Here is a 25,750-nt window from a genome sequence, read left to right on the forward strand (position 1 = left end):
CTCTGGAGTTGACTCGCGATTAACCGCGCCATTTGTGCAGCGGCTTGGGCAGTGGGATACCGGCGGCGATGACGGCGGCGATGATCATACAGACGATGCCTTTGAGCGGGAAGCACATGAGCAACAGGCCCACGACCATAACGGGTTGGCGCATGACGGCGCCCATCGTCGAGGCTGTGCAGACGGCGACGCAAAAGACCGGATCGGCGCCGGTGAGGATGGCAAGGCCGTAGCCCAAGCTCACACCCGAGAAGATAACCGGGAAGAAGTGGCCGCCACGCCAACCAAGGTTGATGAGGGCGGGCGTCAGCATGGCCTTAACAAGACCGGTCGCGATCAGCACGCCGGCGGGGATGGTCAGGTAGGTTTCCATGAGCACACCGGCCTGGGTCTCGCCGGCAAACATGGTGTAGGGCAGGACCGTGCCACAGATGGCGAGCGCCAGACCGGCTAGCATGGCCTTGACGACAGGACGTTCCCCTATTGCATGGGCAAATGCTTCGCTCGCGTGCTCAGAGACAAAGTACAGCCAGCCGCAGACCGTGCCGATCAGCGACAGAGGGATGAGCCAGGTAAGCTCCAGGTTGCCCACCACGGCAGCCTCGAACCTCGGCATACCCATGCCGCCGCCCATGAGCTGGCCGAGCAGCAGGTAGGTGCCCAGGCCGCCAGCAATCGCGATGCCGTAAACCACGGTCTTTTGCGCCTTGGGCAGCCTGATGGTGATCTCACCAGATTCGGAATCCTCGCCATCGCCGGCACCCTGGCCGTCAGCACTTCCGGCAAGCGGCGCCACAAAGCCAAACACGGGCGCGGTAAAGAGCGCCGTCAGGGCAGCCTGGGTGCCCAGCAGCGTGAGCTCCCTAAACTCGGCGCCAAAGCGACGCATACGATCGCCGACCCAGCTGCACAGACCTGCGATAACGCCGGTCAGACCGGCCTCCGGCCCAATACTTCCACCAAACAGCAGCGGCAGCAATGCCGCGAGCGAAAGCCTGCCCAGGTTGTCGTACGGGTAGCGCCCGTCTTGCTTAACCTTTGCCATCACCTGGTTGAGGTCATCGGTCTTGATGCCCGTCATCTTTTCGTACAGGCCAATCACCAAGCCGCCCAACAGGCAAACGAAAAACGGGTACGGCAAAAAGCCAAACGGGCCGCTGGCGAGTTCGGGCGAAGAGACACCCAGCATATGCGGGACCTCGGTCCACAAATAATCAATGCCGTGCTCCATCGCAAAGAAGAACAGCCAGACTGCGGCACCTGCGAACGCACCGGTCACGGCAACGCTAACTAAAAACAGCGCGCGGTTTGTGGGTTTGGCAAGGTTATCCATCGGGTCCTCCCGCGGTCAAAGTCGACATAGATACGTTTATTGTAGAGCGAGCGTTGCCGAACGAGCTAACCATCTGCGCCGCAAACGGCACCATTGGGATTCACAGTGAGGAAGGCTCAAGACTTATCCGTTGATAATCGAGGCAATCTCGCGCAAATCGTCGGCAAAGTAGATGCCCTGCTGGCGCCTCAGGCTCGAAAGCCCTTTATCAATCATGTGCCCGAGCAGTGCCTTGAGGTCGTTGTAGTAACCGTCCAGGTTATACAGGATGCACGGAGCACTCAGGTGCCCCAACGACACCGCGGACATAACCTCGGCAATCTCCTCGAGTGTGCCCGTGCCGCCCGGAAATGCGATGAACGCATCGCCGAGCTCAATCATCTTGGCTTTTCGCTCGGCCATATCACTCGTCACGATAAGGTCGTCGATTCCGTCGTGCTGAAACTCGGCCTCGATAAAAAAGCTCGGCTCCACGCCCGTCACATGTCCGCCAGCATCGAGCACGCTATCGGCGAGCGCGCCCATCAGGCCCGATTTGGACCCGCCGTATACCAGCGCGTGGCCGTTGGTGCCAATCCAGTTGCCCAGCTCCTGTACCGCAGGCAGAAACGCCGGGTCATTACCGACGCTGGCACCCAGATACACGGTGATATTCATTTCAGTCCCCCTCGTCGTGACGCGCGGCGCCCGTTCTAGCGTTGGCGCCGGCGATATTCGCGCACGCGGCGCGACAGGTCGGCGAGCTCGTCACGATCGAGCTCTTCCAAATGCTCAAGATCGTCCATAAAGCGCGCCATGGTGTCCTTTTGGCGCAGCTTGATGAGCGTATTGCAGTAGTTCACCGCCACGCCCGTAAGCATGGCGATATAGAAGATACTGATGACGCTTAGGATAACGGTAATGCCGCGGGCAACCGGCGTTTCGGCGGGGATATCGCCAAAGCCGATCGTCGAGACCGTCTCAAAGCTAAACCAAAGTCCATCGCCAAACGTAAGGGTCGTGGGCTCGGACAGCCAGACGGCCGTCGAGCACAGCAGATAGAAGATAAGAAACAGGCCCGTGATGCGCGCAAAGCCAGCCTGTCGCAACACATCGGCAAGCGTCCTCAACTTGTTCATCGCGACCCCTTTTCCCAGACGTCCAATCACGTTTGCTCGGTATTGTCCCACAACCGGCAGTTAGGGACGTTCCTTTTGTGCCGGCAGAAAGGGGCTGTCCCCAACTGCCGGGCGGGAGCGTTTAGCGGTGCAGCCGCCGGCTAGGCAGGCTGAGCTGGTATCCTTATGCGGTATTGTCTCGATTCGTTAGGATTGCACGTGAGAGCTACCGTCGCCCTTCGTTTAGTTATATCTCGCGCCTTGGTCATCGTGCTTGTCGCGCTTACCGTGCTGAGCGCCGCCGCGCCCGCCCCCGTCTATGCCGCCAACACCGTTCAACAGGTCAAGACGGTCCGCGTCGGCTGGCTCGTCAACAACGAGGGCTTCCAGGACGGCACCCCCGGCGAGCGCCTCTCGGGATGGGGCTACGAGTACCTCCAGACCCTGTCGTACTACACGCCCGGCTGGCGGTACGAATACGTCTCCGGCACCTTCACCGAGCTTATGGACATGCTCGAGGCAGGCGAAATCGACCTCATGCCCAACATCTCCTACTCCGAGGAACGCGCCCAAAAGCTGCTCTTTTCCTCGAACCCCGAGGGCACCGAGCGCTACTACATCTACGCCAAGCCCGATCGCGACGACCTCGCAAAGGGTGACCCTCAAGCACTCCAGGGTCTCACTATCGGCTGCAACCCCGGCGTTATGCAAACCTTCGTTGGCCAGCAATGGCTCGCCAACGAAGGAATCGCCTGCGCATACAGGGAGTATGACGGAGGATCCGATCTCTTTAACGCGCTCGCAGACGACGAAGTCGATGCCGCAATCATGAACGACACCATTTCGTCGCCCGAGGCGTCGCCCATGTTCTACGTTGGTTCAAGCGACTACTACCTTGCCGTCCCCAAAAGTCGTTCCGACCTGATGAACGACATCAATGCTGCCATGACGGCAATCGCCCGCGTCAACCCACGCTATAACGACGAAGTCAAATCTAACTACTCGACCCAAAACAGCGGTTCATCATCGCTCAACAGCCCCGAACGCTCCTGGCTCAAAGCAAATGGCAACACCATCACGCTCGGCTACATTACGGGCAAACTCCCCTACTGCAACGAAGACGAAGACGGCGAAATGGAAGGCTCGCTCGCATCGCTTGCAACGACGCTGCACGATCAATTTGGCATTACGGTCAAAACCGTCGCCTTTGATAGCTACAAGATGATGTCGAAGGCCCTGTCAAAGGGAAGCATAGACGTTGCGCTGCCAATATACCGAGATTACTGGTTTGCCGAGCAATCGGGCGTTGTGCAGTCGGTATCGTTGGGGACTATATCCTTCACCGCCATCCACACCGGAAGCAACCTGAACAAAGACCTTCAGAACATCGCCTGCACCAAATCATCGATTATCAACCGAAATGTACTTGAAAGTCTGTTCCCCACAGCGACCGTGACCGAATACCAATCCGACGATGAAGCGTTCGACGCCCTCAGGAAGGGAACGGCGCACTGCATCGTCGCTCCCAGTTCACGCGTAAAAACCATCGGTGACCGTTATGATCTCGAGGACTGCGAGACGGCCGAACTCCCTGACACCCGTGAGCTCTCGTGCTGGATTTCGCGCGGAAAACCCGAGCTGTCGGGAATCATCAACAAGGGCATCATCAATGCCGGAGAATCGCTCTCCGCAAGCAATTACTCCTCAACGTCGTACACGGCGCAAGAATCGGACACGTTCCAGTTTCTCCACCGCAACCGCACCGCCATTGCAGCTACCCTCATCGGTATGTTGTCGGTCGGCATCGTCCTGCTCATCTGGGCGCTCGTGCGCGCTCGAACCGAGCGCAAAAAAGCCGATGCTGCCAACGCTGCTAAGACGGCATTCCTCACGCGCATGAGCCACGACATCCGTACGCCGCTCAACGGTATCCTGGGCCTTATCGAGATCGAGGAATTGAAGGAAGGCGATATGCAAGTCGCCCGCGAGAGCCGTGCCAAGGCGCGCGTTGCCGCCAATCACCTGCTCTCGCTGATCAACGACATCCTCGAGATGGGCAAAATCGAAGACCGCAAGCTAACACTGGAGCATGCGCCTTTTAACCTCAAAGAGCTCTGTGACAATACGCTGGTTCTGTGCAAGCTCCGCGCATCCGATAACGGCATCACCATGCAGGACAATAGTCTGCCATACGCCACGGGGCCATACATGGTCGGCAGTCCCATCCATATCCGACAGATCATGATCAACCTGTTAGACAACAGCATTAAGTACAACAGGCACGGCGGCTCCGTCACCTTTAGCTCAAAGACCAAGCCACTCGATAACGGGCGCGCGCTCTTTTGCTTTAGCGTTTCGGATACCGGCATTGGCATGGCTCCCGAGTTTTTAAAGCATATCTATGAGCCGTTTGCCCAAGAAGGTGACGATGCGCGCAGCAAGTTCCAAGGAACCGGCATGGGCATGCCAATCGTCAAGTCGCTTATTGAACTGATGGGTGGCACCATCGAAGTCACCAGCGAACTCCATGTGGGCACCACGTTCTACGTGGAAATTCCGCTCGATATCGACAAGAACCCCCAGACGCGGGCGAATACGGTCGAGAGGGCGCTCGACTGCTCGCTCGCCGACATGAACGTGCTGCTCGCCGAAGACAACGAATTGAATGCCGAGATTGCCCAGACGCTGCTAGAATCCGAGGGCGTCGTGGTCACCCGCGCCGCCAACGGCAACGAAGTCGTCGATCTGTACCTATCGCATCCCGCCGGCAGCTTCGATGCGATCCTGATGGACATTATGATGCCGGACATGGACGGCTACAAGGCAACCCGCGCGATTCGTCTGAGCGAGAAGGTCGATGCAGCCGATATCCCCATCATCGCGCTCACCGCCAATGCCTTTGCCGAGGACGCCAAGGCGGCACACGACGCCGGCATGAACGCCCATCTGTCCAAACCGCTCGACTTTAACAAGCTCAAAAACATACTCGCCCGCATCAAGAAAAACGGAGCTGTTTCGCTATAGTTTGTGCTCAACAACCATACGCAGCAGAAAGGACGCCAACGATGTTTAGGCCCTTACGTCGAAAGAAACGCGCCATCACCGACGAGGAAGCGCGCGAACTGCTCGCTACATGCAAGCGCGGCGTCTTTGCCGTCAACGGCGACGATGGCTACCCGTACGCCATTCCCGTCAACTACTTCTTCGACGCCGAGCACGACAAGATTTATTTCCATGGCGCCAAGGCTGGCCACAAGGTCGACGCACTCAAGCGCGATGACAAGGTCTGCTTTACCGTTTACGGCAACGAGTGGTACCAGGACGGTGACTGGGCTCCCTACGTTATGAGCACCGTCGTCTTTGGCCGTTGTCGCCTGGCGAATGACACCCCCGCGTTTATCGAGGACAAAGTCCGCCAGCTCGCCCTTAAGTACTACCCTTCTGCCGAGGAAGTCGAAGAGGAAATCGCCAAGGACATTAAGGGCGTCCAGCTCTACGAGATTACGATTGAGCATCTTTGCGGCAAGCAGATTCAAGAAAAGTAAGCCCCTCAGCAGGCCTCATCAATAACAATATGGCCCGGTTCCAACCCACCTTGGAACCGGGCCATATTGTTATAAAGCGTCGGCGGCGATGTGCGCCAGCGCCTCGACGAGCTCTTGCGAGCTCACAGGCTTGCTCAGGTGCGCGTCCATGCCTGCCTCACGCGAAAGTCTGCGGTCGTCGGCAAAGGCGTTGGCGCTCACAGCGATAATCGGCGTGGTCACGGCATCCTCGCGATCGAGTGCTCGAATCCGACGCGTGGCCTCAAGGCCATCGATACCAGGCATCATGATGTCCATCAACACCACGTCATACTCGTGCGGTGCGCTCGCGGCAAACGCCTCAACGGCAGACTCGCCATCCTTAGCATGCGTCACGACGGCACCGGCACGGCTGAGCGTAAACTGCGCGATCTCGGCATTCAGATCGTTATCCTCTACGAGCAAAACGCGCAGGCCCTGGAGCGCATCGCCATCGCCCGCATCTACGCGAACTGCCTGAGGAATCTCGGAGCGCTTACATTTCTCAAACGGCAGGCGGATGGTAAAAGTCGTCCGCTGCCCCAAGACGCTCGTAAAGCTCATGGTTCCGCCCATAAGCTCGACCAACTGTTTTGCGATAGGCGCGCCCAGGCCAGTTCCCGATGAAGCGCCTTCCACCTGTTGCTCCTCGCGGCAAAAAGGCTCGTAGAGGTGCTGTTGGAACTCCTCGCTCATGCCAATACCGTTGTCGGCGATCGTGTATTCATAGACGGGGACGCCATCCGCTGGCTCCACCTCGCGGCACACCAGGCGAACATAGCCGCCCTGGCGGTTGTACTTGACGGCATTGCCGGCAATATTGAGCAACAAGCGCTTGAGGTGCGTCACGCTCACCCGTGCATAGGGATGATCAAGCGCCTGCTGGTCGCAGATAATTGTCACCAGACGCTCCTCGGCCTGGCGCTCCAAAATATCGCGCACTTCACAGTTGAGGGCCACCAAATTTATGGGTACGAGGTTCAGGTCGATCTGTCCGCTCTCCAGGCGGCTCATATCGAGTGCCTCGTTGGCAAGGTCGAGCAGCAGTCCCGATGCCGTCCAGATCTTTGAGCGGCACTCGGTCTGCTTTTGCAGATCGTCCGCATTGGCATCGCCAACCTCGACCATGCCGCGAATGCCGTTGATGGGCGTGCGCAGATCGTGGCTCATGCGACGCAGAAACTCCGTCTTTGCCGAGTTGGCAGACGAGGCCTCACGCGCCGCCTTTGCCAGCTTGTCGCCATAGTCGCGCTCCTGCTGCAGCAAGTCCGTCAAACGTCGACGATCAGCGCGGCGACGCACCGTCACAACAACGGCTATAACACCGCCGTAGAGCACCAGCACGCCGGCGGCAACAGCCGCGGCGACCTCAAAGTAGCGCTGCGCCGAGGCATAGGTGTACACATAGAATTTGTGCGCTTTTCCAAATGTGCCCAAATACCACTCGCCGTCGGCGTTAACCAATCTGACCTTACCAGCCAGGCATCGATCCTTAATACCGTCGACAATGAAGACATCCGTCGCAGGCAGATCGAACACGCCCAATACGGTGGGTTCAACGGCATTGGTCGCAACGACCTTGCCGTCGCTTTCGATCACGATATTGCCGCTATCGATGGTTTCATAGCCATCAAGCAAGCTCTGCAGTTTGAGCGTATTGCTTGCAACTGCCTTCGCGCTCTGATGCCTTACTGCGACAACGATGCCCTCGTCATCCTGCCGGGTTACGCAGCCAATGTCTGCGACCGAATCATCCGCAAGCGTGATGCGGGCGGTATAGGACTTAAGCGGATGGGCTGCCACCTCCAGCACGGGTGATTCTTTGAGATACGTAGCGAGCGACCCGTAGTCCACATCGCCCGTCGAGGACTCGGACACCAAATTGCCCGATGCGTCCGTCACGATCAGCGCGCTCACGTTGAACTGGTCGGCGTATTGCTCCAGCATGGCGTTATCCACCGAACCGTCGCGCTCCATATCGCGGGCAGCCTCTCCGGCGATTTCCATAACGCGTATCAGGTTTTTGGTCGTATAGGCGCTGTTGAATGCATCGTAGGAAAGGCTCTGCGTCGCCACGTAATCGACAACGTCGGCAAAGCGCTGCTCGGCTTGGGCCGTCGTGTAATCGTAGCTCATCATGCCGGCAACAACCGAGAGCGCTATCCCCAGCAGAGCGACAAGGAGCCATGCCCCTGTCGAACGATTGTCCCGCTCCTGAGCGGCGTGGTCGGGCGCATCGATCATGACAGGCCCTCCATATTCAAAAATGGCGAAGGGTCATCGAAGTACTTTGACGCCAGGCGTTCCATGGTGCCATCGGCAAGCATTTCTTGGTAGGCATGAGTGAGCTTGACGTCGATGCCACGCGTATCGTTGATATCGAAAGCGGTGCCCAAACCGACCTCTAGCAGCGGCTCATCCAAAATGCGATATGCCACACCATAGTCTTTTTCGTAGGTGAGGAACGAGGACTCATGCGCGGCGATAGCGTCGACCAGGCCCTCGACGAGCGCCGGGTTCAGGTATGAACCGTCCGAAAAGCTGTAGAGTTCCTTGATCTGCGGAACGTTTTCATTTATGCGATTGAGCAAAATGTCCTCGGGCTTGGTGGTGGACTGAACCGCCACGATCTTATCCTCAAGATCGGCAAGCGTGTAGATATCGCTCTGGGGATCGACCGCGACCACCTGGCGGCTCGCAAGGTACGGGCCGGCCCAACGATATTCGTTTTCGCGACCCGTCATACTAAAGCTGCCCATGACACAATCGAGTTCGCCGCTCGCCAGCAGCTCCTTCTTCTTTTCCCAGTCGATCAGCTGGTATTTTGGCTTGTAACCAATGCGAGTCAAAGCCTCGGTCAATATCTCGACATCCAGGCCAACGATATCGCCGTACTCGTCGGTATACACAAACGGTGGATAGAGGTCGCTGCCGACGTTGAGCGTCTTAAGGTTGTCGTCTTTGGCCTGCGAGGCATCCAGGCCTTCTAATGCAGACGTCGAGGCTCTGCCATTCGACCCGGAACAGCCGGCTATCGCTACGACAAAGGCGCACGCTACCGCAAGCGCAACAAACAACGAAATGGCAACCGAGCGACGGGACCTTTTCATCGAGCTCCATACGATCCTGTTTACAGACTGAAATGGTAAAAAATAATAGCAAACAAAACCACACGAGTGCCCAATGGCTACAGACGTTTTACCATGTGGGGCCTTCCAGCCGACTTGGTAGAAGGCCCCGCATGCAGCGCTCACTTACCGTGCATTAAAAACGTAGCGGTCCAGGCGGTCGCACGCTTCCTTTACGCGCGAAAGCGGCAGCGCCAGATTCACGCGAATGTGGCAGGGCCCGTGGAACGGGCGGCCGTCCTGATATCCCACGCCCACGCGCGCCCCCTCGTCGAGCAGCCACTGAATATCGCGGCCATGCTCGCGACACCACTCGGTGCAGTCCAGAAACACCATGTACGTGCCCTGCGGACGCGAATAGGACACGCCCTCAAAATGCCCGTCCACGTAATCGCAGAAGTACTCGATATTGCCGGCAAGCACCTGGTTGAGCTCGTCCACCCACTCGTAGCCCTGCGGCTGGTAGGCACCGATAAGCGCATGCATGGAGAGGACATTCATCTCGTTGTAGTGGGTCTTGTTGGACACGGCGCAGATGCGGTCACGCAGCGTCTCGTTGTAGACAATGTGGTAGCTGCCGACAAGGCCCGCCAGGTTAAACGTCTTGCTCGGCGCATAGAGGGCAACCGTGCGCATGCGGGCATCCTCGCTCACCGACTGCGTCGGGATGTGCTTGTGCCCCGGCAGGATGATATCGGACCAAATCTCGTCCGAAATCACCACGCAATCGTGCTGGCGATAGATGTCCATGGCGCGCTCGATTTCGTCGCGCTCCCATACGCGGCCGCAGGGATTGTGCGGCGAGCAGAACACCGCGGCATGGATGTGGTTTTGGGCGAGTTTGCACTCCATGTCCTCAAAGTCCATGCGCCACACGCCCTGATCGTCGAGCTTAAGCGGGCTATGGACAATACGATAGCCCGCGGCCTCAATGGACTTGGTAAAGCCGATGTAGGTGGGGCTGTGGACCAGCACCGCATCGCCCGGCTGGACATACGCGCGCAGCGTCGACACGACACCGCCCAGCACGCCGTTTTCGTAACCGATATGTTCAGGGCGCAGGCCCTCGACGCCATTGCGGCGGCTCTGCCATTCGATGATGCGGTCGAAATACTCGGAGCGCGGATTGAAATAGCCAAACATGGGGTGCTGGGCGCGCTGAATGATGTGTTCCTGGACCGTGGGCACCGTGGCAAAGTTCATGTCGGCCACCCACATGGGAATGCGGTCGAAGCCCTCGTCGGGTGCGTTCGGGGCCATACCGGGGATCTCACCCCAAGAGTCAACGGCGATGGCGTCCATGCCGTGGCGGTCGATGATTGAAGTGAAGTCGTATTTCATGCTGGACTCCCGTGCAAAGTTGATTGTTTTGGTAGGCGTTATTGTCCACCAGCGTGGGCGGTTTTGGCGCGGGGTTTGGCGCTTAATTTGACGGGTGCGGACGAATGGCTGGTTAGTCTTGCGCGTCGTTGACGGCAACTACGGTTAGCTGGGTTTCATCGACCGTAAACGATATGTCGAGCCCGGCGTAAGCCAGATGATAGACGCGGTGTGGCTCGTGCTTGCTGCCCGCGCGGCGCGGGTCTTGGCGAAGGACCTCGACCAAGCCGAGGAGCTTTGCGGGCGGGACCATATCCTGCAGTGCTTGCGGAAACTCAACATCGAGCTCTTGCCACGAAGCATCCTCGATCCAGCCTCCGGTCGCATCCGGGTGGCAGTCCGCAAACGGAATGTAGGGCTTGATGTCGTAGATGGGCGTACCGTCGCGCAGGTCGGCCCCCAACACATGGATGATGGGGCCATCGTCGGTGAGCTCGACACGATCAAGCTTGACGCAGGTGAGCCCGATGGGATTAGGGCGAAACGGACTGCGCGTGGCAAACACTCCCACACGTTCGGCTCCGCCCAGACGCGGCGGGCGCACGGTTTTCGACCATTTTGCGTTGGTGCCGGACCTGTCCTGCGTTTTAGCGTCGACGGCAATATCCTTAGCCGTGCCGCCGGGCGTTCCGTTTTCGAAGCGCCACAGCAGCCACAGGTGAGAGAAGGAGTCCAGGCCCTCAACCGCTGCATTGGAGGCAAATTCCGGCTCAAAAACGATGTGCCCCTGCAGATGGGGCGCCAAAAAGCTGTTGCGCGGAATGCCGAACTTCTGCGGCAGGTCGGTATGTATGCGTGCGATAGGTTCCATGCCGGTCATTGTACGGCATGGAGGCGTGGGGCGTTGCGCGCAATTCTTCGCCGCGGTCCCCCGTCGTGCAACCAACGGTTGCTTGGAAGGGCGCCTGCCGCCGCGTATGCTTAAGCCATCAACCAGCAGAAAGGAGCCGCTATGGCCTTTGCAGAAAAGCTCATTGCTGTCCGTCGCGCCCATCACCTTACCCAAGAGCAGCTTGCCGCTAAGCTCTTCGTCACACGCCAGGCCATCAGCCGGTGGGAGCGCGGCGAGGTCACACCGGGCATCGACATGATGAAGCTCATCGCCGCCGTAACCGGAGAACCGCTGTCCCACCTGCTCGAAATGCCTGAGCACTATTGCCAGAGCTGCGGCATGATACTCACGCCCGACGACTGCGGCACCGATGCCACGGGCACCGCGACCGATCATTACTGCAAGTGGTGCTACGACCACGGCAAGTACACCTATGACACCACCATGGAGGCAATGATTGAGGATTGTGCCCCGCGCCTGGCACAAAACACCGGCATGTCGCTCGACGAAGCCGTCTCGCTCATGGGCGCCGTCCTGCCGCAACTGGAGCGCTGGCGCACCGTGCAGGAAAACGAGGCGCGCTACGGTGCCGAGGCGCGGGCGCGCTACGGCGATGAGGCTATCGATGCAGCAAACGAAGCGTTGCTGGACATGGACCCCGAGACATGGAACGACATGAAGGAACTTGAACGCACTATTCTGGGCCAGCTCTCAATTGCCATGGGCATTGGCGACCCAGAGAGCAACGAGGCTCGTAAGCTTGTCGCGATGCATCGTCGCTGGATTGCTCTCAACTGGGGATGCGAGCCCCAAGACGAGGCGTACCTGGGCCTCGCCCACGGTTATCTTGCCGACCAGCGCTTTGTTGACTACTACGACAAGCCCTGCGCCACCGGAGCCACGGCGTTTCTGGTCCAGGCCATCGAGTCTTCGTTGACGCGCGCATAGACCGCGGCGGCTTTGGGTATTTCAATCAAAACCTCAACCGATTGGAGACCTATGGCTACTAATCACGAGCTCGCGCTGTACGTTATGGCCGGCTGCCCGTATTGCATAAAGGTCAAGCGATTCCTTGCCGATAACGGTGTGACCATCCCCGAGCGCAATATCTCGATCGACGGCGATGCTGAGCAGGCACTCATCGCCGTCGGCGGAAAACGCCAGGTTCCCTGCTTGTTCATCGACGGCAAGCCGCTCTACGAGTCAAGCGACATCATCGCATGGGTGCAGGAAAACCTGCTCTAGTGCAACATAGTCATTGGGGACGTTCATAAATGACTAGTCGTTAAAGAACGTCCCCAACGACTAACTAGTCGTTGAAGCGAGCTGTGGGTGCAAGCGGCTGTTCGCGAAAGACGCGCTCGACGGCAGCGCGGTATTCGTCGACCTTTTTGGTCTTGCGTACGATCTTGTGGACGGTAGCGGGATCAGCGAAAGCGCACTTGGCGTAGAACCACCACTCCTTCATGCGGAAGACCGCATTGCCGCCAATCTCTTCTGCATATGCCGCAAACAGCGTGTCGTGGAAGCGCTGCAGCTCAGCAGCCGTTGCAGCAGGGCCGCCCTTGACCATGCGAGCCAGAGCGGGGTTCGCGAGCAGGCCACGCCCCAACATCACATGGCGCGTGCCGGGATAGGCCTCCACCAGCGCGTCCATATCCTCAAGATCAAAAATGTCACCGTTATAGGCCACGGGGAACGGCACACGCTCCAGCGTCTCGCCATAAAACTCTTTGCGCGGCGAACCCGTATAGCGGTCCTTTTGCACGCGCGGATGCACAATGAGCTCTGCCAACGGCATGCGGCAATACAGATCGAGCACGCGCTCGTATTCGTCGTCATTCTCCAGCCCCAGCCTGGTCTTTACCGACACCGGCAACGGCGACCGCTCGCACGCATCACTTAAGAACGCCTCGAGCTCGTCGAGATTGCGCAAGAAACCCGAGCCCTTGCCCTTGGCGACAACCGTTCCCGAAGGGCAACCCAGGTTGAGATTGACCTCGCGGTAGCCCATGTCGGCGAGCACCTGTGCCGCCCACACAAACTCGTCCGCGTTCTTGGACATCAGCTGAGGCACCACGTTGAGCCCCTGGTTATTGGCAGGATCGATCTCCTTAAACGCCTTGCCGCCAAAGCGGTTTCCCACCCGCGGCGGCGGCAAAAACGGCGTGTAATAGCAATCGAGCGCACCGAAGCACTCCGCATGCACGCGACGGAACACATGCCCGGTAATCCCCTCCATAGGGGCCAGCGAAAGGATCATCTACTCTTCTCTCATATCAACACAACAAAGGGGCCGTCCCTTTGTCACATGCATTATGCCTTGCGCTTCAGGCGATTCACAAGGAAGAGGTAGCTACTGAACGATGACCACCCTCCAGCCGCACCCCATACAACGAGGTCTAATACTTTTCCCGAGAAGTGAACGAGTGAAAACGGGCCCCCGAAGCATCGGCACTTTCGAGATGCAATTTCCTGCGGTTTTGCCAGCCAAATCCTGCGGGTTTGACGTCTAAAAATGTCGATGCTTCGGAGGCCCAAGTATGGCCGTTCACTTCTCGGAAAAGTATTAGACCTCGATTTACATGCCACTCAATGTGACAAAGTGGCTGCTCCTTTGTCACATTCGATGAAAAAGGGCACCGATGTTAGTCGATGCCCCAATGCGGCTGCAGGTTAAGCCCTACAGCGTATGTCTAAGACGAATCGAACTATTCGTCCCAGGAGAGGTTCTTACCAGTCTTTTTTGCCAGCAGCAAGAACAGGCCGATAATAACGTTGCATGCGATGCAGAAGATGAAGACGCCCTGGAAGGAGCCGACAAGCTCATAGACCTTCATCATAACGGGCATGCCAAAGGCGCCGACGATATAGCCCACGGAGCAGATCAGCGCGAAGATGCGACCGAAATCGCGGGAGCCAAAGACATCCATAACCAAAACGGTCAGGGCAGTGCCAGCGATGACGTACATTACGTCGTTCACGCCTGCTGCGAGGATGCTGAGCGTCGAGTTGCTGCTGCTCATCATGAGCATGACAAAGGAGAGGATGGAGACAGCGAGCCAGCCCAGAATGGCCTTCGTGCTGCCGAACCTATCGCAAGTGGTGCCGACGATCGGATTGAGGAACAGATCGAAGAGCGATGCAGCGGATACCATGAAGCCGCCCACCATGGGGCTAAAACCAACCTCGGAAGCATACGTCGGGAAGAGCTGGTTCATGCAGCAAGTGAGCTGAACGAGACAGAGGAAGCCGATGCAGAAGAAGAAGGCAGGCGACTTAATGGCGCGCGCATAGCTAACGCCACGCGTGCTATCCTCGGTCGTCTCCTCGGTCTCGGTGACCGTCTCGCCCTCGACGTAGCCATAGGGCAGCATGCCCTTGTCCTGAGGCTTATAGCGAATAATCAGGACGGAAGCGGGGAGAATGAGCACGGCGGAGACGCCAGCGAGCACCAGATAGCCAGTCCTCCAGCCAGCGGCCTCGATGACAGAGGTGATGACGGGACTCATGATGAGCATGTAAATCGAGTTCACTGCCCAAGCGAGACCGATTGCCAGGCCACCAGATTTTTTGAACCACTGGTCAATAACGTCGGACATGGCGACGCCGGTGGTGAAGGCGAAGCAAACGCCAATCAGGGCGCCAGCGGCGATGAACATCCAGACTTCGGTGTAGAAGGCCATGCCTGCGCCGGCAGCGAGCAAAATAAGCTCGACAACGGGGAGCCAAACCTTGCCAACGACCTTGGGAATGAGTTTTCCGACAAACGGAAGAGCTGCCGCAAGACCAATGAGCGTTGCGGTGAAGTAATACGAGAAGATGGAATAGTCAAACCCGAACTCCTCGCACACGGGTGCGACGAAGGAGCCCGCGATGACGCTATAGGATCCGGTCGTGCCGGCAGACATAAGGCCGAGCGCGATTACGAGAACCCATGCGTAAACCTTGCTGCTCTTTAACTTTGCATTATCCATTGATACAGCTCCTAGAGACCCAGAAGGGCACACATAACAGCCTTGATGGTGTGCTGACGGTTCTCTGCCTCACGGAAGATGACCGAAGCGTTGGCCTCAAAGCACTCGTCGGCAATCTCAAAGCCCTCGGTGATGATTTCGCGATGGAGGTCGTTCTTGCACTGGTCGAGGAGCATTTTGCCGACACGGTGATCTGCGTTATGGACAGAGGGAAGCTCATGCATGCAGAAGATGTCGGGATTGTTGGTGCGCTTGCACAGCTCGCTGGTGACGCGATAGGGGTACAAAGACTCGGCATCGCCCAACCAGGAGTTGTAGTCGTCGGGATCCAGAACCTCTTCGCCGCACTCGGGGTTGATGTAGCGCCACTCCTCGGTAACGATAACGTCAACGCCATCCAGGGCATCGAGGTCAGAGGTGATGGTAAAGGTCCTATTGGGAGCGTACTTGGCGTAGCAGGCCTCCACCTCTTCGATCATTTCCTTGCACATCTGATGACGGAGGTCGTCGGGGCCGATGGCGAGGAAGTCCATGTCGAGCATAGCGCACAGACGGCCATACCACACTGGGGCGCCGGCGCAGTTGCCAACGAAAGCCATCTTCTTGCCGCGGCTCGTACGCAAACCGCCCCATTGCTCTTCCATCGTAAGAGCGTCAGCGAGCATCTGAGTCGGGTGATCGCCGAGAGTAAGGGCATTGATGACCGGGATGTCAACCAGGTCGGCGACGTCATAGAGGAACTGCTCGTCCTTCTGTGCGCGGTAGACGATGAGATCGTACATGCCGTTAAAGACGCGCATGGCATCCTTGACGGTCTCGCAGTCACCCATGTGGGAGTTGGTCAGATAAGTGAAGCCCATGCCCAAATCATTGCAGGAGGTCTCGAATGCGCAACGAGTACGGGTCGAGCCCCACTCAAAGTTGGCGAGGACGTTTTTGCCGGGGAAGTAGTGCTGGTCGACACCGGACTTCTTCTGAGCCTTAAGGTTCCAGGCAAGATCGATGAGATAGCGGAAATCCTCGGAGGAAAGATCATGGATGTTGATGTAGTCGCGACCGCGGAGGCTGTTGTTCATGCCTATTTCCTTTCGAATTATTATCAAAATTATTGTTGAATGTGTCCCCGAGGAAAACACGGATATCCCTCGGGGAGCGGTACATGTGGCGCCTAAGCCAAAGAGCGCAGGCTCTAAGGCTCACTAACGACTGGCCGCCACGTCCTTAGTCCAGCAGTGCACGCCGCCGCCGGACAGGTTAAGCGCGAGGGAATCAATCATGATGACCTTGCGATCGGGGAAGCAGCTCTCAAGAACTGCCTTGGCCTGCTCGTCCTTCTCTTTCACGACCTCGCTCATGCCCTCGTGGTAATAACGCTGGCCAAGAACGACGCCGTTGCAAATCAGGAAGTTGCAGTAGCTCGCTGCGGCGTAGAAGTGGACGGGGCCCTCGGGCCAGGGGGTGCCATCCATAAACTTGCCGCCCATTTCGTCGATGAAGCCCTTATAGAGCTCGTAATCTTCATCGCCAGGGGCGATAACGACTTCAATAGGCTCGGCGGTGGGCATACGAACGATCTCGAAGGGCTTGCCCTCCCAGTCCGTTTCGTTGCTCAGGATCTCGTAGGCTGCCTCAATGCGGCGACGAGACTCTGCTCCAGCCTTGCTCGAGGCTGCCTCTTCATCGGACACCTCGGCAAGAAGAATCTTGTTCGGAGTGATAAAGCGACACATCTCATCAATGTGAGCTGCAAAGCTCATGCCAAAGACGGGAGTTCCGTCTTCCTTCTCGTCGAGGATGCCCAGTCGATAGTCGTCGTCCTCGAGCATAGGCTGCGGAAGCCAGATAACCTTGTTGAGGTTGTAGATGCGCTTATACTCGGCCTCTACTTCCTCTTTCGTGAACTCGGGATTACGCTTGCGGCATTCCGTGTCCTCGATTGCGATCAGAGTGCCGTGACCGTCAAACTCGCGGTCGCCGCCCTCCGAAACCATTTCGGAATTGACGATATCGAAGCAACCGAGCGCAACCGCCATGTGAACCGCTGCCTTACGTGCGGACTGGCACTCCGGGGAGTTCTTGTCCCACACGCCGTAATAGGTCCAAGCGGGGTTGACCATATAAGAATGGCCCTTGTCGTCGACCATGATGCTGGGACCGTTGTCGCGGACATAGAAGTTGGAGTCTTCGAACTGCGTGATCTCGATGCGATCGAGATCAACCCCCTCCTCCTTCAGGCGCGAGCAAGCCTCCTCATAGGAGCCGGGGGTACCGCAATTGAGGTTGACCGTAACGTCGCCATACTCGAGCAGAGCCTTGATCACGTCAACGCAGGGCTGGCGGTTATCATAGCCCTCTGCACGGATGTAATCGGGAAGCCATGTCACATAGACGTTGGAGCGCTTCTCGAACTCGCCCGGCATACGATAGTTCTCGTACATGGTTGGTCCTTCCGTCGGGTTTCCCGCGATGCTGTCCGGCCGCGACAATAGCGGGGTTTCACCTGCTATAGTACTACTATACCTACCGTTCGGTAGATAGTTTTGAATAATTGCCGCTCGCCTACTGATACATACCGTTCACCGTATATAGTGGTCATGTTTGGACACAAATTGATGTTCCGTTGCCATCCTTAATAATGTTGGTAGTGCGGAAGTGATTTGCGATGGAGAAATGCAGCGTGAGCACAAGAAAAAAAATATTGGACGCAATGTACGATCTTGTGGCAGAAGTCGGTTATGACAAAGCGTCTATCGGAAAGATTTGCGACTTTGTCGGTATATCCAAGCCGTCGGTGTACTACTACTTTCCCTCTAAAGAGGAGATTTTCACTACGCTCTTGGACAGCATGTTTCCGACCATTGACTATCAGCGCGACTACTCGCTAATAGTTGATAGGGACGGGTTCAAGGCCGCGCTTATCGAGCTCGGCAATTCAGTTATAGGTGGCTATCGAAGCGATGAAAAGCGCCGGCGCGTGCTGGCCGAGGTTAGCGTTCAAGCAAATCGAATTCCTGCAGTTCAGGAACGTCAAGCGACGGCGACCAAACGAACCATGGATGCGCTTAAAGACATCCTTCTTCATGGTGTAGAGATTGGCGCGTTTTCCGATAGCGCCGACGTAATGCTCTACGTACAAATTCTTTATACCGTTCTGGAGGGAGCAAGCAATACGGTCGCTCAGGGTGAGGATATTGATGAAAAAGCGGTTTGGGCGGGAATAGTCGAGCTTATGTTCAAATAAACCAGCCAAGCTGAAGCGCATGTTGGCACCCATGGTGCCTGCGGGCAACCTTTAAAACGAAAACAGGGGTCGACTCCAGTCTGGCTTGGAGTCAACCCCTGTTGCGTGGCAATCTATGCCGATGCAAATCGGCGCTTATTACTTTTCAGCAGCCTTATTGAGAAAGCCGGAAACGATAGCAAACGCAGCAATCATAAGGTTGCAGGCAATGCAGAAGATAAATACTCCCTGGAATGACCCCGCCATGCCGTAAACCTTCATCATGACCGGCATTCCAAAAGCACCGACGACATAGCCCGCTGAGCAAACGATCGAATAGATCCTTCCAAAATCGCGTGATCCAAAGAGCGAGAGTAGAAGCATCGGCATTGCGGTTCCAACGATGGCGAACATGACATCGTTTACACCAGCTGCAATGATGGAAACGGTCTCATTGCTTCCGCCAATGATAAGAAGCAGGAATGAAAGAATGCTGACACCTGTCCATGCGACCGTTGCTTTAATAGCGCCAAGCTTGTCGCATGTTTTGCCCACGAAGGGATTTAGGAAGATATCGGAGAGTGAAGCTGCCGAGACCATTAAGCTTCCTACGATAGGATTGAAACCGACCTCGCTTGCATAGGTTGGAAACAGCTGGTTCATGCAGCAGGTGAGCTGCGCCACGCAAAGCAAGAGGACACAGAGAATAAAAGACGGCGTTTTCGCGGCATCGCGGAGTGCCATGCCCGAAAGAACATCTTCCTGCTCATCGGCGTTGCAGCTCTCATGGGTTTCGGAGGCGGTCTCTCCGTACGGAAGCATGTTGCGATCAGAGGGGTTAAGGCGAATGATAAATGCGCTTGCAGGCAAAATCATAGCTGCAGAAACGGCCGCAAGCACGATGTATCCCGTACGCCAGCCTTGCTGCTCGATGACCAGCGTAATGACAGGACTCAATAGCAGCGTACAGAGAGAATTAACGCCCCAAGCGAGGCCGATGGCAAGACCGGACGATTTGCTGAACCATTGGTCAATGACATCGGACATGCAGACGCCCGTTGTAAACGAAAAGCAGATGCCGATCACTGCGGCGGAGACGGTGAACATCCAGACCTCGGTGTAGAACGCCATTGCGGCGCCGGCGACAATAAGGACGAGTTCAATGCAAATATGCCATGGTTTGCCGATTACTTTTGGAATGAAGCGACTCAAAAGCGGAAGCCCAAGCGCAAGGCCAAGAAGAATCGCGGTGAAATAGAAAGAAAAAGAAGTGTAGTCAAAGCCCAGATCTTCACATACTGGAGCAACGAATGAGCCGGCAATAATGCTATATGTGCCAGTTGTTCCGGCGGACATTAAGCCGAGCGCAATAACGACGACCCAAGCAAATGCGCCGCTTTCACGGAGACAATCTTTTTTGGCTGGTGTGGTGAGAGTCATGGTTGCTCCATTTCTATCGGCAATACATCCTATATGCCTACCGATAGGTATATAAACCAGAAGACTCTTCGTCAAGCATTAAGCGGGGAGAGGGAGTTCTTAACCTGCCGAACGGTAATTAGACCCCGATTTCGCAAGGGTCTCAATGTGACAAAGGGACTGTCCCTTTGTCACATTATTCGGAGCGTAGGGCTTCGACGGGGTCCTTCTTGGATGCGCTGCGAGCAGGCAGCAGGCCGGCAACGACCGTCAACAGCACCGAAATTGCAATGAGTACCAGCGCATCCTGCACGGGCAGGCTCATCAGGTTGGGTACTTGTTTGGCAGCAAGCGCCCAGGTATTAACTGGGAAGCTCACGGCCACCACGACGACAATGGCAAAGACGCCGGCAATGAGGCCCTCGATAAAGGTCTCGGCATTGAATACGTTGGCCACGTTACGCTTCGACGCGCCGATCGCACGCAGGATGCCAATCTCCTTTTTGCGTTCCAGCACGCTGATGTAGGTGATGATGCCGATCATGATGGAGCTCACCACCAGGCTGATACTCACGAATGCGATGAGCACCAAGCTGATGGTATTCACGATGTCGGTCACCGAACCCATGATGATGCCCATGTAGTCTGTGTACGAAATTGCCCGATCATCGTGGCCAGCGGCTTTGACCTGCTTGTTGTACGCATCGATGTGATCGAGTACGCGCTCCTTGGCCTCAAAGTCGCGCGGGAAAATCTTGACCGAGATGGGATCGGCCTCGTCCGCATAGCCCAGTATGGTCAGATTGTTATCGTAGGTGAGCTTCGACGCCTTGGCATAGCTCATCATGAGCGAACTCAGGTCCTCGGCGTCCATGTTGAAATGGATGGCACGAGCAAAGGCGCTCGCATCCACGTGCATGGCGCTCGCCAGGTTGGCAAAACTCGAAGACATCTGCGTCGCCATCTGGTCCATAAGCCCTGCCGCGCCCGCCTTGAGCTGGGATGATACCGTCGACGTTATCTGCTCGCTGATTGCCTTCATCACCTGATCCATAGCCTGCTGCAGATACGGAGCCAGCTGCTTTTGCACATAGTCGGTCATCGCCTGCTGCAGGCGCTCGGCCAGGGCATCGCCGCCGAGGGCCTTCAGCTGAGCCAGGCATTGCTGGGCTGCGGCATCATTCTCAAGATACGTCGAGAATGCGGCAGCGAGCGTTGACGCGTCTTTAAGATCTTCGGGTGTCAGCGCCTTAAACTGATCAGACTGTAAAAAGCCTTCAAACAGCTGGTTGGCAAGCGTTCCCACCTGCTGCATTTGCTCGGGCGTGAGTTCCAGACCGTCAAAGATACCCGAGAAATCTGGGGTTGGCGCTTTTGCCATGATGTCGCTGAAGTCGATGTCCTTGCCAACGCCCGAAAGATCAATATCCAGCCCGGACAAATCGATACCAGAAAGGTCCATACCGCCGGCTGCACCCGAGAGCGCAGACGCATCGAACGAGAACGCGCTCTTGAGCGCCGCCTCGTCCACACTGAACATGCTGCCCAAATCCACGCCTTGCTTGGCATCACCCTGCAGTTCATCGAAAGACTTGCCCGTAAAGACATCCGTCTCGGGACGGGCGAGTTGCTCCTGCACAATCTGCGAATCGGCGGCGCGCTCCATAAGCTGACGAGTTAGTGCATGCGTATAGGCAATGCCCGGGGTCAATGCGCTCGCATTGGCCGTCTCGTTAGGTCGCACCACGCCCACAATGCGCACGTCAATACCGTCGGCAACCTTGGCCGTCATAAAGTCGGCATCGTCAGACATGTCAGTCCACATGCCGGTCTCTTCGTTTTTGCGATACGCATCGGCCGGCGACAGCACCTTAAACGTGGTAGACAACGCATCGTCGTAGGTAAAGTCGGTACCGGTCTCGGGCGCTTCGACCTTGCCGTCGGCCGCCATGGCACTGTTAACCAGATCGTTGAGCTCATCGATATCCAGCGCGCCGATGCTGTAGAGCGTGTAGTCGCCCACCGTACCGCGGCTCGAAAGCACCATCACGGCTTCGTTGGCAGACGTGGGCCAATGACCGGCGACGACATCGTACTGGCTGTCGAGCAGGCTCTGGTCGTCAATCATCTCGTTAAAGACTGAGGTTCCCATGGATTCCATGCTCACCGTTGCCGCCGAGCTCGCGCCTCCGCTCATGGCCTCGGTCATGGCGTTGGGCACCAGCCGGACAGGCTTCTCATCGCCCTTGCCGGCACGATAGACAACCGGCGATACACCGTAGCCGTACTGAATGGCGTTGACCTCTTTATCGATGCCGTCGCCACCGGCATCGAGCCATGCCTTAAAGCTCGTCATGTCGTTAGACTTAACGCTCGCAAACATATCCTTTACGGCCGTAACCACGGGAATCTTATCGGTTCCCTGAGCCTTGCCGCCGGCACTGTCGTCGGACGAATCCTCGCTCTTGGACGTATCGTCGCCCGTGGCCCCCTGACCGCCCATCATGGACGACAGGTCGTAATCCTGCTTGGAAATGGTGAGCGGGTAGCTCGAGAGCGTATCCTCCTCGACCTTTTTGATGTAGCCGTTTACGCCGTTGGACAGCGCCAGAATCGCCGCGATACCGATAATGCCAATCGAGCCCGCAAAGGCAGTCATGGCCGTGCGGCCCTTCTTGGTCATGAGGTTTCGGGCAGAAAGCCCCAGCGCCGTCACAAAGCTCATCGAGGTTTTGCGCGTAGGCTTTGCCTCGCGACGCGCGGCCTTGGCAACATCGAAGGGGTCGGAATCGTCGGTGATCTTGCCGTCCGCCAGATTGACGATGCGCGTGGCATATTGGTACGCCAGCTCGGGATTGTGCGTGACCATGATGACCAGGCGGTCGCGCGCCACGTCCTTGAGCAGGTCCATGACCTGTACGGATGTCGTTGAATCCAAAGCGCCGGTCGGCTCGTCTGCCAGCACGATCTCGGGATCGTTGATCAGGGCGCGGGCGATGGCCACGCGCTGCATCTGTCCGCCCGATAGCTGGCTCGGGCGCTTGTTAACATGCTCGCCCAGGCCAACTTTCTCCAACGCCTCGCGCGCACGCTGGCGGCGCTCGGCATGCCCCACGCCCGTAAGCGCAAGCGCCAGCTCCACGTTTTCCAAAATGGTCTGATGCGGAATGAGGTTATAGCTCTGGAACACAAAGCCGATGCGGTTGTTGCGATAGGCATCCCAATCGCGATCGTGAAAGTCCTTGGTCGAGATGCCGTCGATCAGCAGGTCGCCGGAATCAAAATGATCAAGCCCGCCGATAACGTTGAGCATCGTGGTTTTGCCCGAGCCCGAGGGGCCCAGAATGGCCACGAACTCGTTATCGCGAAAAGACAGGCTTACGCTGTCGAGCGCCACCTGCGTAAACGACTGCGTAACGTACCTTTTGCAAATACCTTTGAGCTCCAACATGGACGGCAACCTCTCCCACGCGGGCGCACTTGCCCGCTCTCCCCCGCCGTTCGTATTCGACGCGTTTGTCCTACTCTATCCCCATTTTTTGCCGGAGCCAGTGAGGAATGTAGGGAACCGCGCCAAAAAACGAACGGGATGACGCCCAAAAGAAGAGGTCCCGAGCGGGACCTCTATATGGTGGAGCTTATTTTGAAAGGTAGCGAACTACTTCGCACAGCGGCGCACGATCCTCGCTATGCTTACACGTTTTTTACTGCTCGCTATTCGCAATCGCCTGGTCGATAAGCTTGTCGAGTGCTGCGCGCTGCTCGGCGGAGCTGATGGCTCCCACGATTGGATCCCCTACGATGTTGCCATTCTGATCGATGACATACGTTGTCGGGAACGAGAACAAATTTGACGTAAACTTACCGGCCTCGCTGTCCGACTTGAACCAGATGTTCTTATATGTTACGCCTTTCTTGCTCAGCACGTCCTTGGCATCTGCAATCTCGCCCTTGTTGCCATCGAGCGTAAAGGAATTGACGCCCACGACCTGGCCGCCCTTCTCGGCAAGCTCCTGATTCAGTTTCTCAAGATCGCCCAGCTCGCCCACGCACGGCTTGCAAGTAGTGAACCAGAAGTTCATGACGGTGACCTTGTTCTTAGAGAACAGCTCGTCGCTGCTCACGTCGTTGCCATCCAGGTCTTTGCCCGTAAAGCTGGGGAACTTCGTCGCCTCGCTCGAAGCATTGGCACCAGCCGTCATGCCAGCGGTCGAAGCGTCGACGCTCTCGCCTGCGCTCGGCGTGCTTCCACAGCCGGGGAACTCCTTCTCCAAGCTCTCGAGCTTGTCCTCGATCTCCTTGATCTGCTGCGCACCGGCCTTGAGCGTCTTAAGCTCATCCGCCGTAAACTCATCCTTGGCGCCGTCGATGGTCTTGAGCAGGAAATCGCCGTAATTGCTGCCGTCCTCAATCATTGCCGAGTCTTTATTTGCCGCATTGAATACCTTTTCCCACAGCGCGTTATCACTCGAAAAGATATCGTTCTCCTTCTGCATGAGTTTTGCATACAACTCGGCGGCCTCGTCGGCATTGGTCGGCTTCTGCGCAGTGAGTTCTGCGATCTTAGGATCGGAGCCCGCAGATTCGCTCGCATTGCCACCAGGTGCCGAGCACGCCACAAGACACAAGGCCAGTACCGGCACCATAAACAGGGCCGCAATCTTAGAAAGCTTCATAGTCATTCCTCCGTTTTGTCGAAGCTTGTTTACTTTTTATCGGCGGTCAAGGGAAGCTTTTCCGCCGACACATCCAGGCCATAGCGATAGCTGATGGCATCGACAGGACAGGCCCCGATGCACTTTCCGCACCGGATACATTCGGCATGATTGGGCGCGCGGACCACATCAACGTCCATCTGACAAACCTTTGAGCACTTGCCGCACGAGACACATTTGCATGCGTCAACCCGAATCCCCAGTAGGGACACCCTATTCATGAGCGCATAGAATGCGCCGAGCGGGCAAATCCATTTGCAGAAGGGGCGGTAGAACAAAACGCTCAGCACTACCACGGCAATGAGAACGGCAAGTTTCCAAGTAAAGAGCTGTCCCAACGCAGATCGAATGCCGGCATTGGCAATGGCCAGCGGAATGGCGCCCTCGAGCACACCCTGTGGACAGATGTACTTGCAAAAGAACGGGTCCCCCATCCCCACATCGTTGACCACCAAGACGGGCAGCAGCACCACGGCAAACAGCAGCACGACGTATTTGATGTACGTGAGCGGCTTAAGCTTTTTCGTGGAAAGCTTTTTGCCGGGAATCTTATGAAGCAGCTCCTGCAGCCAGCCAAACGGGCACAGAAAGCCGCATACAAAGCGTCCCAGCAGCACGCCGACCAAAATGAGCGTACCAGTGACATAGTAAGAAAAGTTGAACTTGGATGAACCTACCACCGACTGGAACGACCCGATGGGGCACGCACCCGATGCCGCGGGACACGAATAGCAATTAAGTCCAGGTACGCAGACTGTTTTTCCCGTGCCCTGATAGATGCCGCCTTTGGCAAAGTTTGGCAGGTGAATATTGGTGACCAGCGTCGCCGCCGCCTGAATGAATCCGCGAAATCGGGCCAAAACATGCGACGCAGTGTTTTCTCTTTTATCCAATTCCGATACACTCCAAGCACAGCCTAATCGCTTTGGCCAGCACGGCATCCGCCTCGCCACGCATAACACCAAAGCACACCATGGCAATTCCGACGATCAACAAAGCGACCTGTACCATGGGTTTTACCGCTTTGAACAACCCAACCACTCCTTTCGTTACGCGACCATTGGACCATATCGACTATAAAATCCG

At 56.9% G+C, this 25,750-nt stretch carries 21 protein-coding genes; 5 read left to right on the forward strand and 16 right to left on the reverse strand.

The features are described from left to right. Positions 1–19: 19 nt before the first annotated feature. The 3 genes from ABHR63_RS00275 to ABHR63_RS00285 form a co-directional block, all read right to left on the reverse strand. Positions 20–1,333 (reverse strand): chloride channel protein, encoded by a 1,314-nt coding sequence (locus tag ABHR63_RS00275; RefSeq protein WP_346964581.1) that lies wholly within the window; start codon positions 1,331–1,333, stop codon positions 20–22. 123 nt (positions 1,334–1,456) lie between these two features. Continuing rightward, positions 1,457–1,990: an LOG family protein gene (locus ABHR63_RS00280; protein ID WP_250786952.1), complete on the reverse strand. Its 534-nt coding sequence runs from the start codon at positions 1,988–1,990 to the stop codon at positions 1,457–1,459. Between the two features lie 35 nt (positions 1,991–2,025). Then, on the reverse strand, positions 2,026–2,451 hold the full coding sequence (locus ABHR63_RS00285; protein ID WP_148346595.1) for a potassium channel family protein: 426 nt from the start codon (positions 2,449–2,451) through the stop codon (positions 2,026–2,028). Between the two features lie 198 nt (positions 2,452–2,649). Between ABHR63_RS00285 and ABHR63_RS00290 the strand changes: the two genes are divergently transcribed. Beyond that, a complete protein-coding gene (locus tag ABHR63_RS00290) occupies positions 2,650–5,454 on the forward strand; it encodes an ATP-binding protein (RefSeq protein ID WP_346965849.1) in 2,805 nt (934 codons plus the stop codon). 41 nt (positions 5,455–5,495) lie between these two features. Continuing rightward, positions 5,496–5,975: a pyridoxamine 5'-phosphate oxidase family protein gene (locus tag ABHR63_RS00295; protein ID WP_055309987.1), complete on the forward strand. Its 480-nt coding sequence runs from the start codon at positions 5,496–5,498 to the stop codon at positions 5,973–5,975. Positions 5,976–6,044: 69 nt separating this feature from the next. Here the strand turns inward: ABHR63_RS00295 and ABHR63_RS00300 are convergent, their stop codons facing one another. The 4 genes from ABHR63_RS00300 to ABHR63_RS00315 form a co-directional block, all read right to left on the reverse strand. Beyond that, on the reverse strand, positions 6,045–8,237 hold the full coding sequence (locus tag ABHR63_RS00300; protein WP_346964583.1) for a hybrid sensor histidine kinase/response regulator: 2,193 nt from the start codon (positions 8,235–8,237) through the stop codon (positions 6,045–6,047). Further along, positions 8,234–9,103, reverse strand: a complete 870-nt coding sequence (locus ABHR63_RS00305) for a substrate-binding periplasmic protein (protein WP_346964584.1) — start codon at positions 9,101–9,103, stop codon at positions 8,234–8,236. The genes ABHR63_RS00300 and ABHR63_RS00305 overlap by 4 nt, the downstream gene beginning before the upstream one ends. 144 nt (positions 9,104–9,247) lie before the next feature. Further along, positions 9,248–10,462, reverse strand: a complete 1,215-nt coding sequence (locus tag ABHR63_RS00310; RefSeq protein ID WP_055309984.1) for a MalY/PatB family protein — start codon at positions 10,460–10,462, stop codon at positions 9,248–9,250. Positions 10,463–10,574: 112 nt separating this feature from the next. Further along, positions 10,575–11,312, reverse strand: a complete 738-nt coding sequence (locus ABHR63_RS00315) for a tRNA (N6-threonylcarbamoyladenosine(37)-N6)-methyltransferase TrmO (RefSeq protein ID WP_346964585.1) — start codon at positions 11,310–11,312, stop codon at positions 10,575–10,577. A 141-nt stretch (positions 11,313–11,453) separates the two neighbouring features. Here ABHR63_RS00315 and ABHR63_RS00320 point away from each other — a divergent pair, with 141 nt between their 5' ends. Beyond that, positions 11,454–12,281 (forward strand): TipAS antibiotic-recognition domain-containing protein, encoded by an 828-nt coding sequence (locus tag ABHR63_RS00320; protein ID WP_346964586.1) that lies wholly within the window; start codon positions 11,454–11,456, stop codon positions 12,279–12,281. Positions 12,282–12,332: 51 nt separating this feature from the next. Next, entirely contained in the window at positions 12,333–12,578 is a 246-nt protein-coding gene (locus ABHR63_RS00325; protein WP_346964587.1) for a glutaredoxin family protein, read from the forward strand. A 64-nt stretch (positions 12,579–12,642) separates the two neighbouring features. Here the strand turns inward: ABHR63_RS00325 and ABHR63_RS00330 are convergent, their stop codons facing one another. The 4 genes from ABHR63_RS00330 to ABHR63_RS00345 all read right to left on the reverse strand — a co-directional run bounded on the left by ABHR63_RS00330 (position 12,643) and on the right by ABHR63_RS00345 (position 17,748). After that, the gene (locus ABHR63_RS00330) at positions 12,643–13,596 is read right to left on the reverse strand and encodes a tRNA dihydrouridine synthase (RefSeq protein WP_346964588.1); all 954 of its coding nucleotides are present in this window, start codon (positions 13,594–13,596) and stop codon (positions 12,643–12,645) included. Between the two features lie 448 nt (positions 13,597–14,044). Beyond that, positions 14,045–15,310 (reverse strand): MFS transporter, encoded by a 1,266-nt coding sequence (locus tag ABHR63_RS00335; RefSeq protein ID WP_346964589.1) that lies wholly within the window; start codon positions 15,308–15,310, stop codon positions 14,045–14,047. Positions 15,311–15,321: 11 nt separating this feature from the next. After that, positions 15,322–16,386, reverse strand: a complete 1,065-nt coding sequence (locus ABHR63_RS00340; RefSeq protein WP_138374949.1) for an ornithine carbamoyltransferase — start codon at positions 16,384–16,386, stop codon at positions 15,322–15,324. Between the two features lie 123 nt (positions 16,387–16,509). Then, complete coding sequence (locus ABHR63_RS00345) at positions 16,510–17,748, reverse strand: agmatine deiminase family protein (protein WP_148346582.1); 1,239 nt, start codon at positions 17,746–17,748, stop codon at positions 16,510–16,512. Between the two features lie 269 nt (positions 17,749–18,017). On the opposite strand from ABHR63_RS00345, the gene ABHR63_RS00350 reads away from it, so the two are divergent. Then, positions 18,018–18,551 carry a TetR/AcrR family transcriptional regulator gene (locus ABHR63_RS00350; protein ID WP_161162250.1) on the forward strand — a complete coding sequence of 178 codons (534 nt, stop codon included), beginning with the start codon at positions 18,018–18,020 and terminating at the stop codon, positions 18,549–18,551. Between the two features lie 138 nt (positions 18,552–18,689). Here ABHR63_RS00350 and ABHR63_RS00355 read toward each other — a convergent pair whose 3' ends face one another. The 5 genes from ABHR63_RS00355 to ABHR63_RS00375 all read right to left on the reverse strand — a co-directional run bounded on the left by ABHR63_RS00355 (position 18,690) and on the right by ABHR63_RS00375 (position 25,675). Beyond that, positions 18,690–19,970, reverse strand: a complete 1,281-nt coding sequence (locus tag ABHR63_RS00355; protein ID WP_346964590.1) for an MFS transporter — start codon at positions 19,968–19,970, stop codon at positions 18,690–18,692. Between the two features lie 175 nt (positions 19,971–20,145). After that, positions 20,146–23,400, reverse strand: coding sequence for an ABC transporter ATP-binding protein/permease (locus tag ABHR63_RS00360; protein ID WP_346964591.1), 3,255 nt, complete (start codon positions 23,398–23,400; stop codon positions 20,146–20,148). A gap of 253 nt (positions 23,401–23,653) precedes the next feature. Next, positions 23,654–24,625: a TlpA family protein disulfide reductase gene (locus ABHR63_RS00365; protein ID WP_346964592.1), complete on the reverse strand. Its 972-nt coding sequence runs from the start codon at positions 24,623–24,625 to the stop codon at positions 23,654–23,656. Between the two features lie 29 nt (positions 24,626–24,654). Next, positions 24,655–25,605, reverse strand: coding sequence for a 4Fe-4S binding protein (locus ABHR63_RS00370; RefSeq protein WP_430392737.1), 951 nt, complete (start codon positions 25,603–25,605; stop codon positions 24,655–24,657). Then, complete coding sequence (locus ABHR63_RS00375) at positions 25,550–25,675, reverse strand: CD1871A family CXXC motif-containing protein (RefSeq protein ID WP_035586275.1); 126 nt, start codon at positions 25,673–25,675, stop codon at positions 25,550–25,552. Before ABHR63_RS00375 ends, ABHR63_RS00370 begins: the two co-directional genes overlap by 56 nt. Between the last annotated feature and the right edge of the window lie 75 nt (positions 25,676–25,750).

Origin of the sequence: Collinsella aerofaciens, assembly GCF_039752775.1 — a bacterium.
GTDB lineage: Bacteria > Actinomycetota > Coriobacteriia > Coriobacteriales > Coriobacteriaceae > Collinsella > Collinsella aerofaciens_R.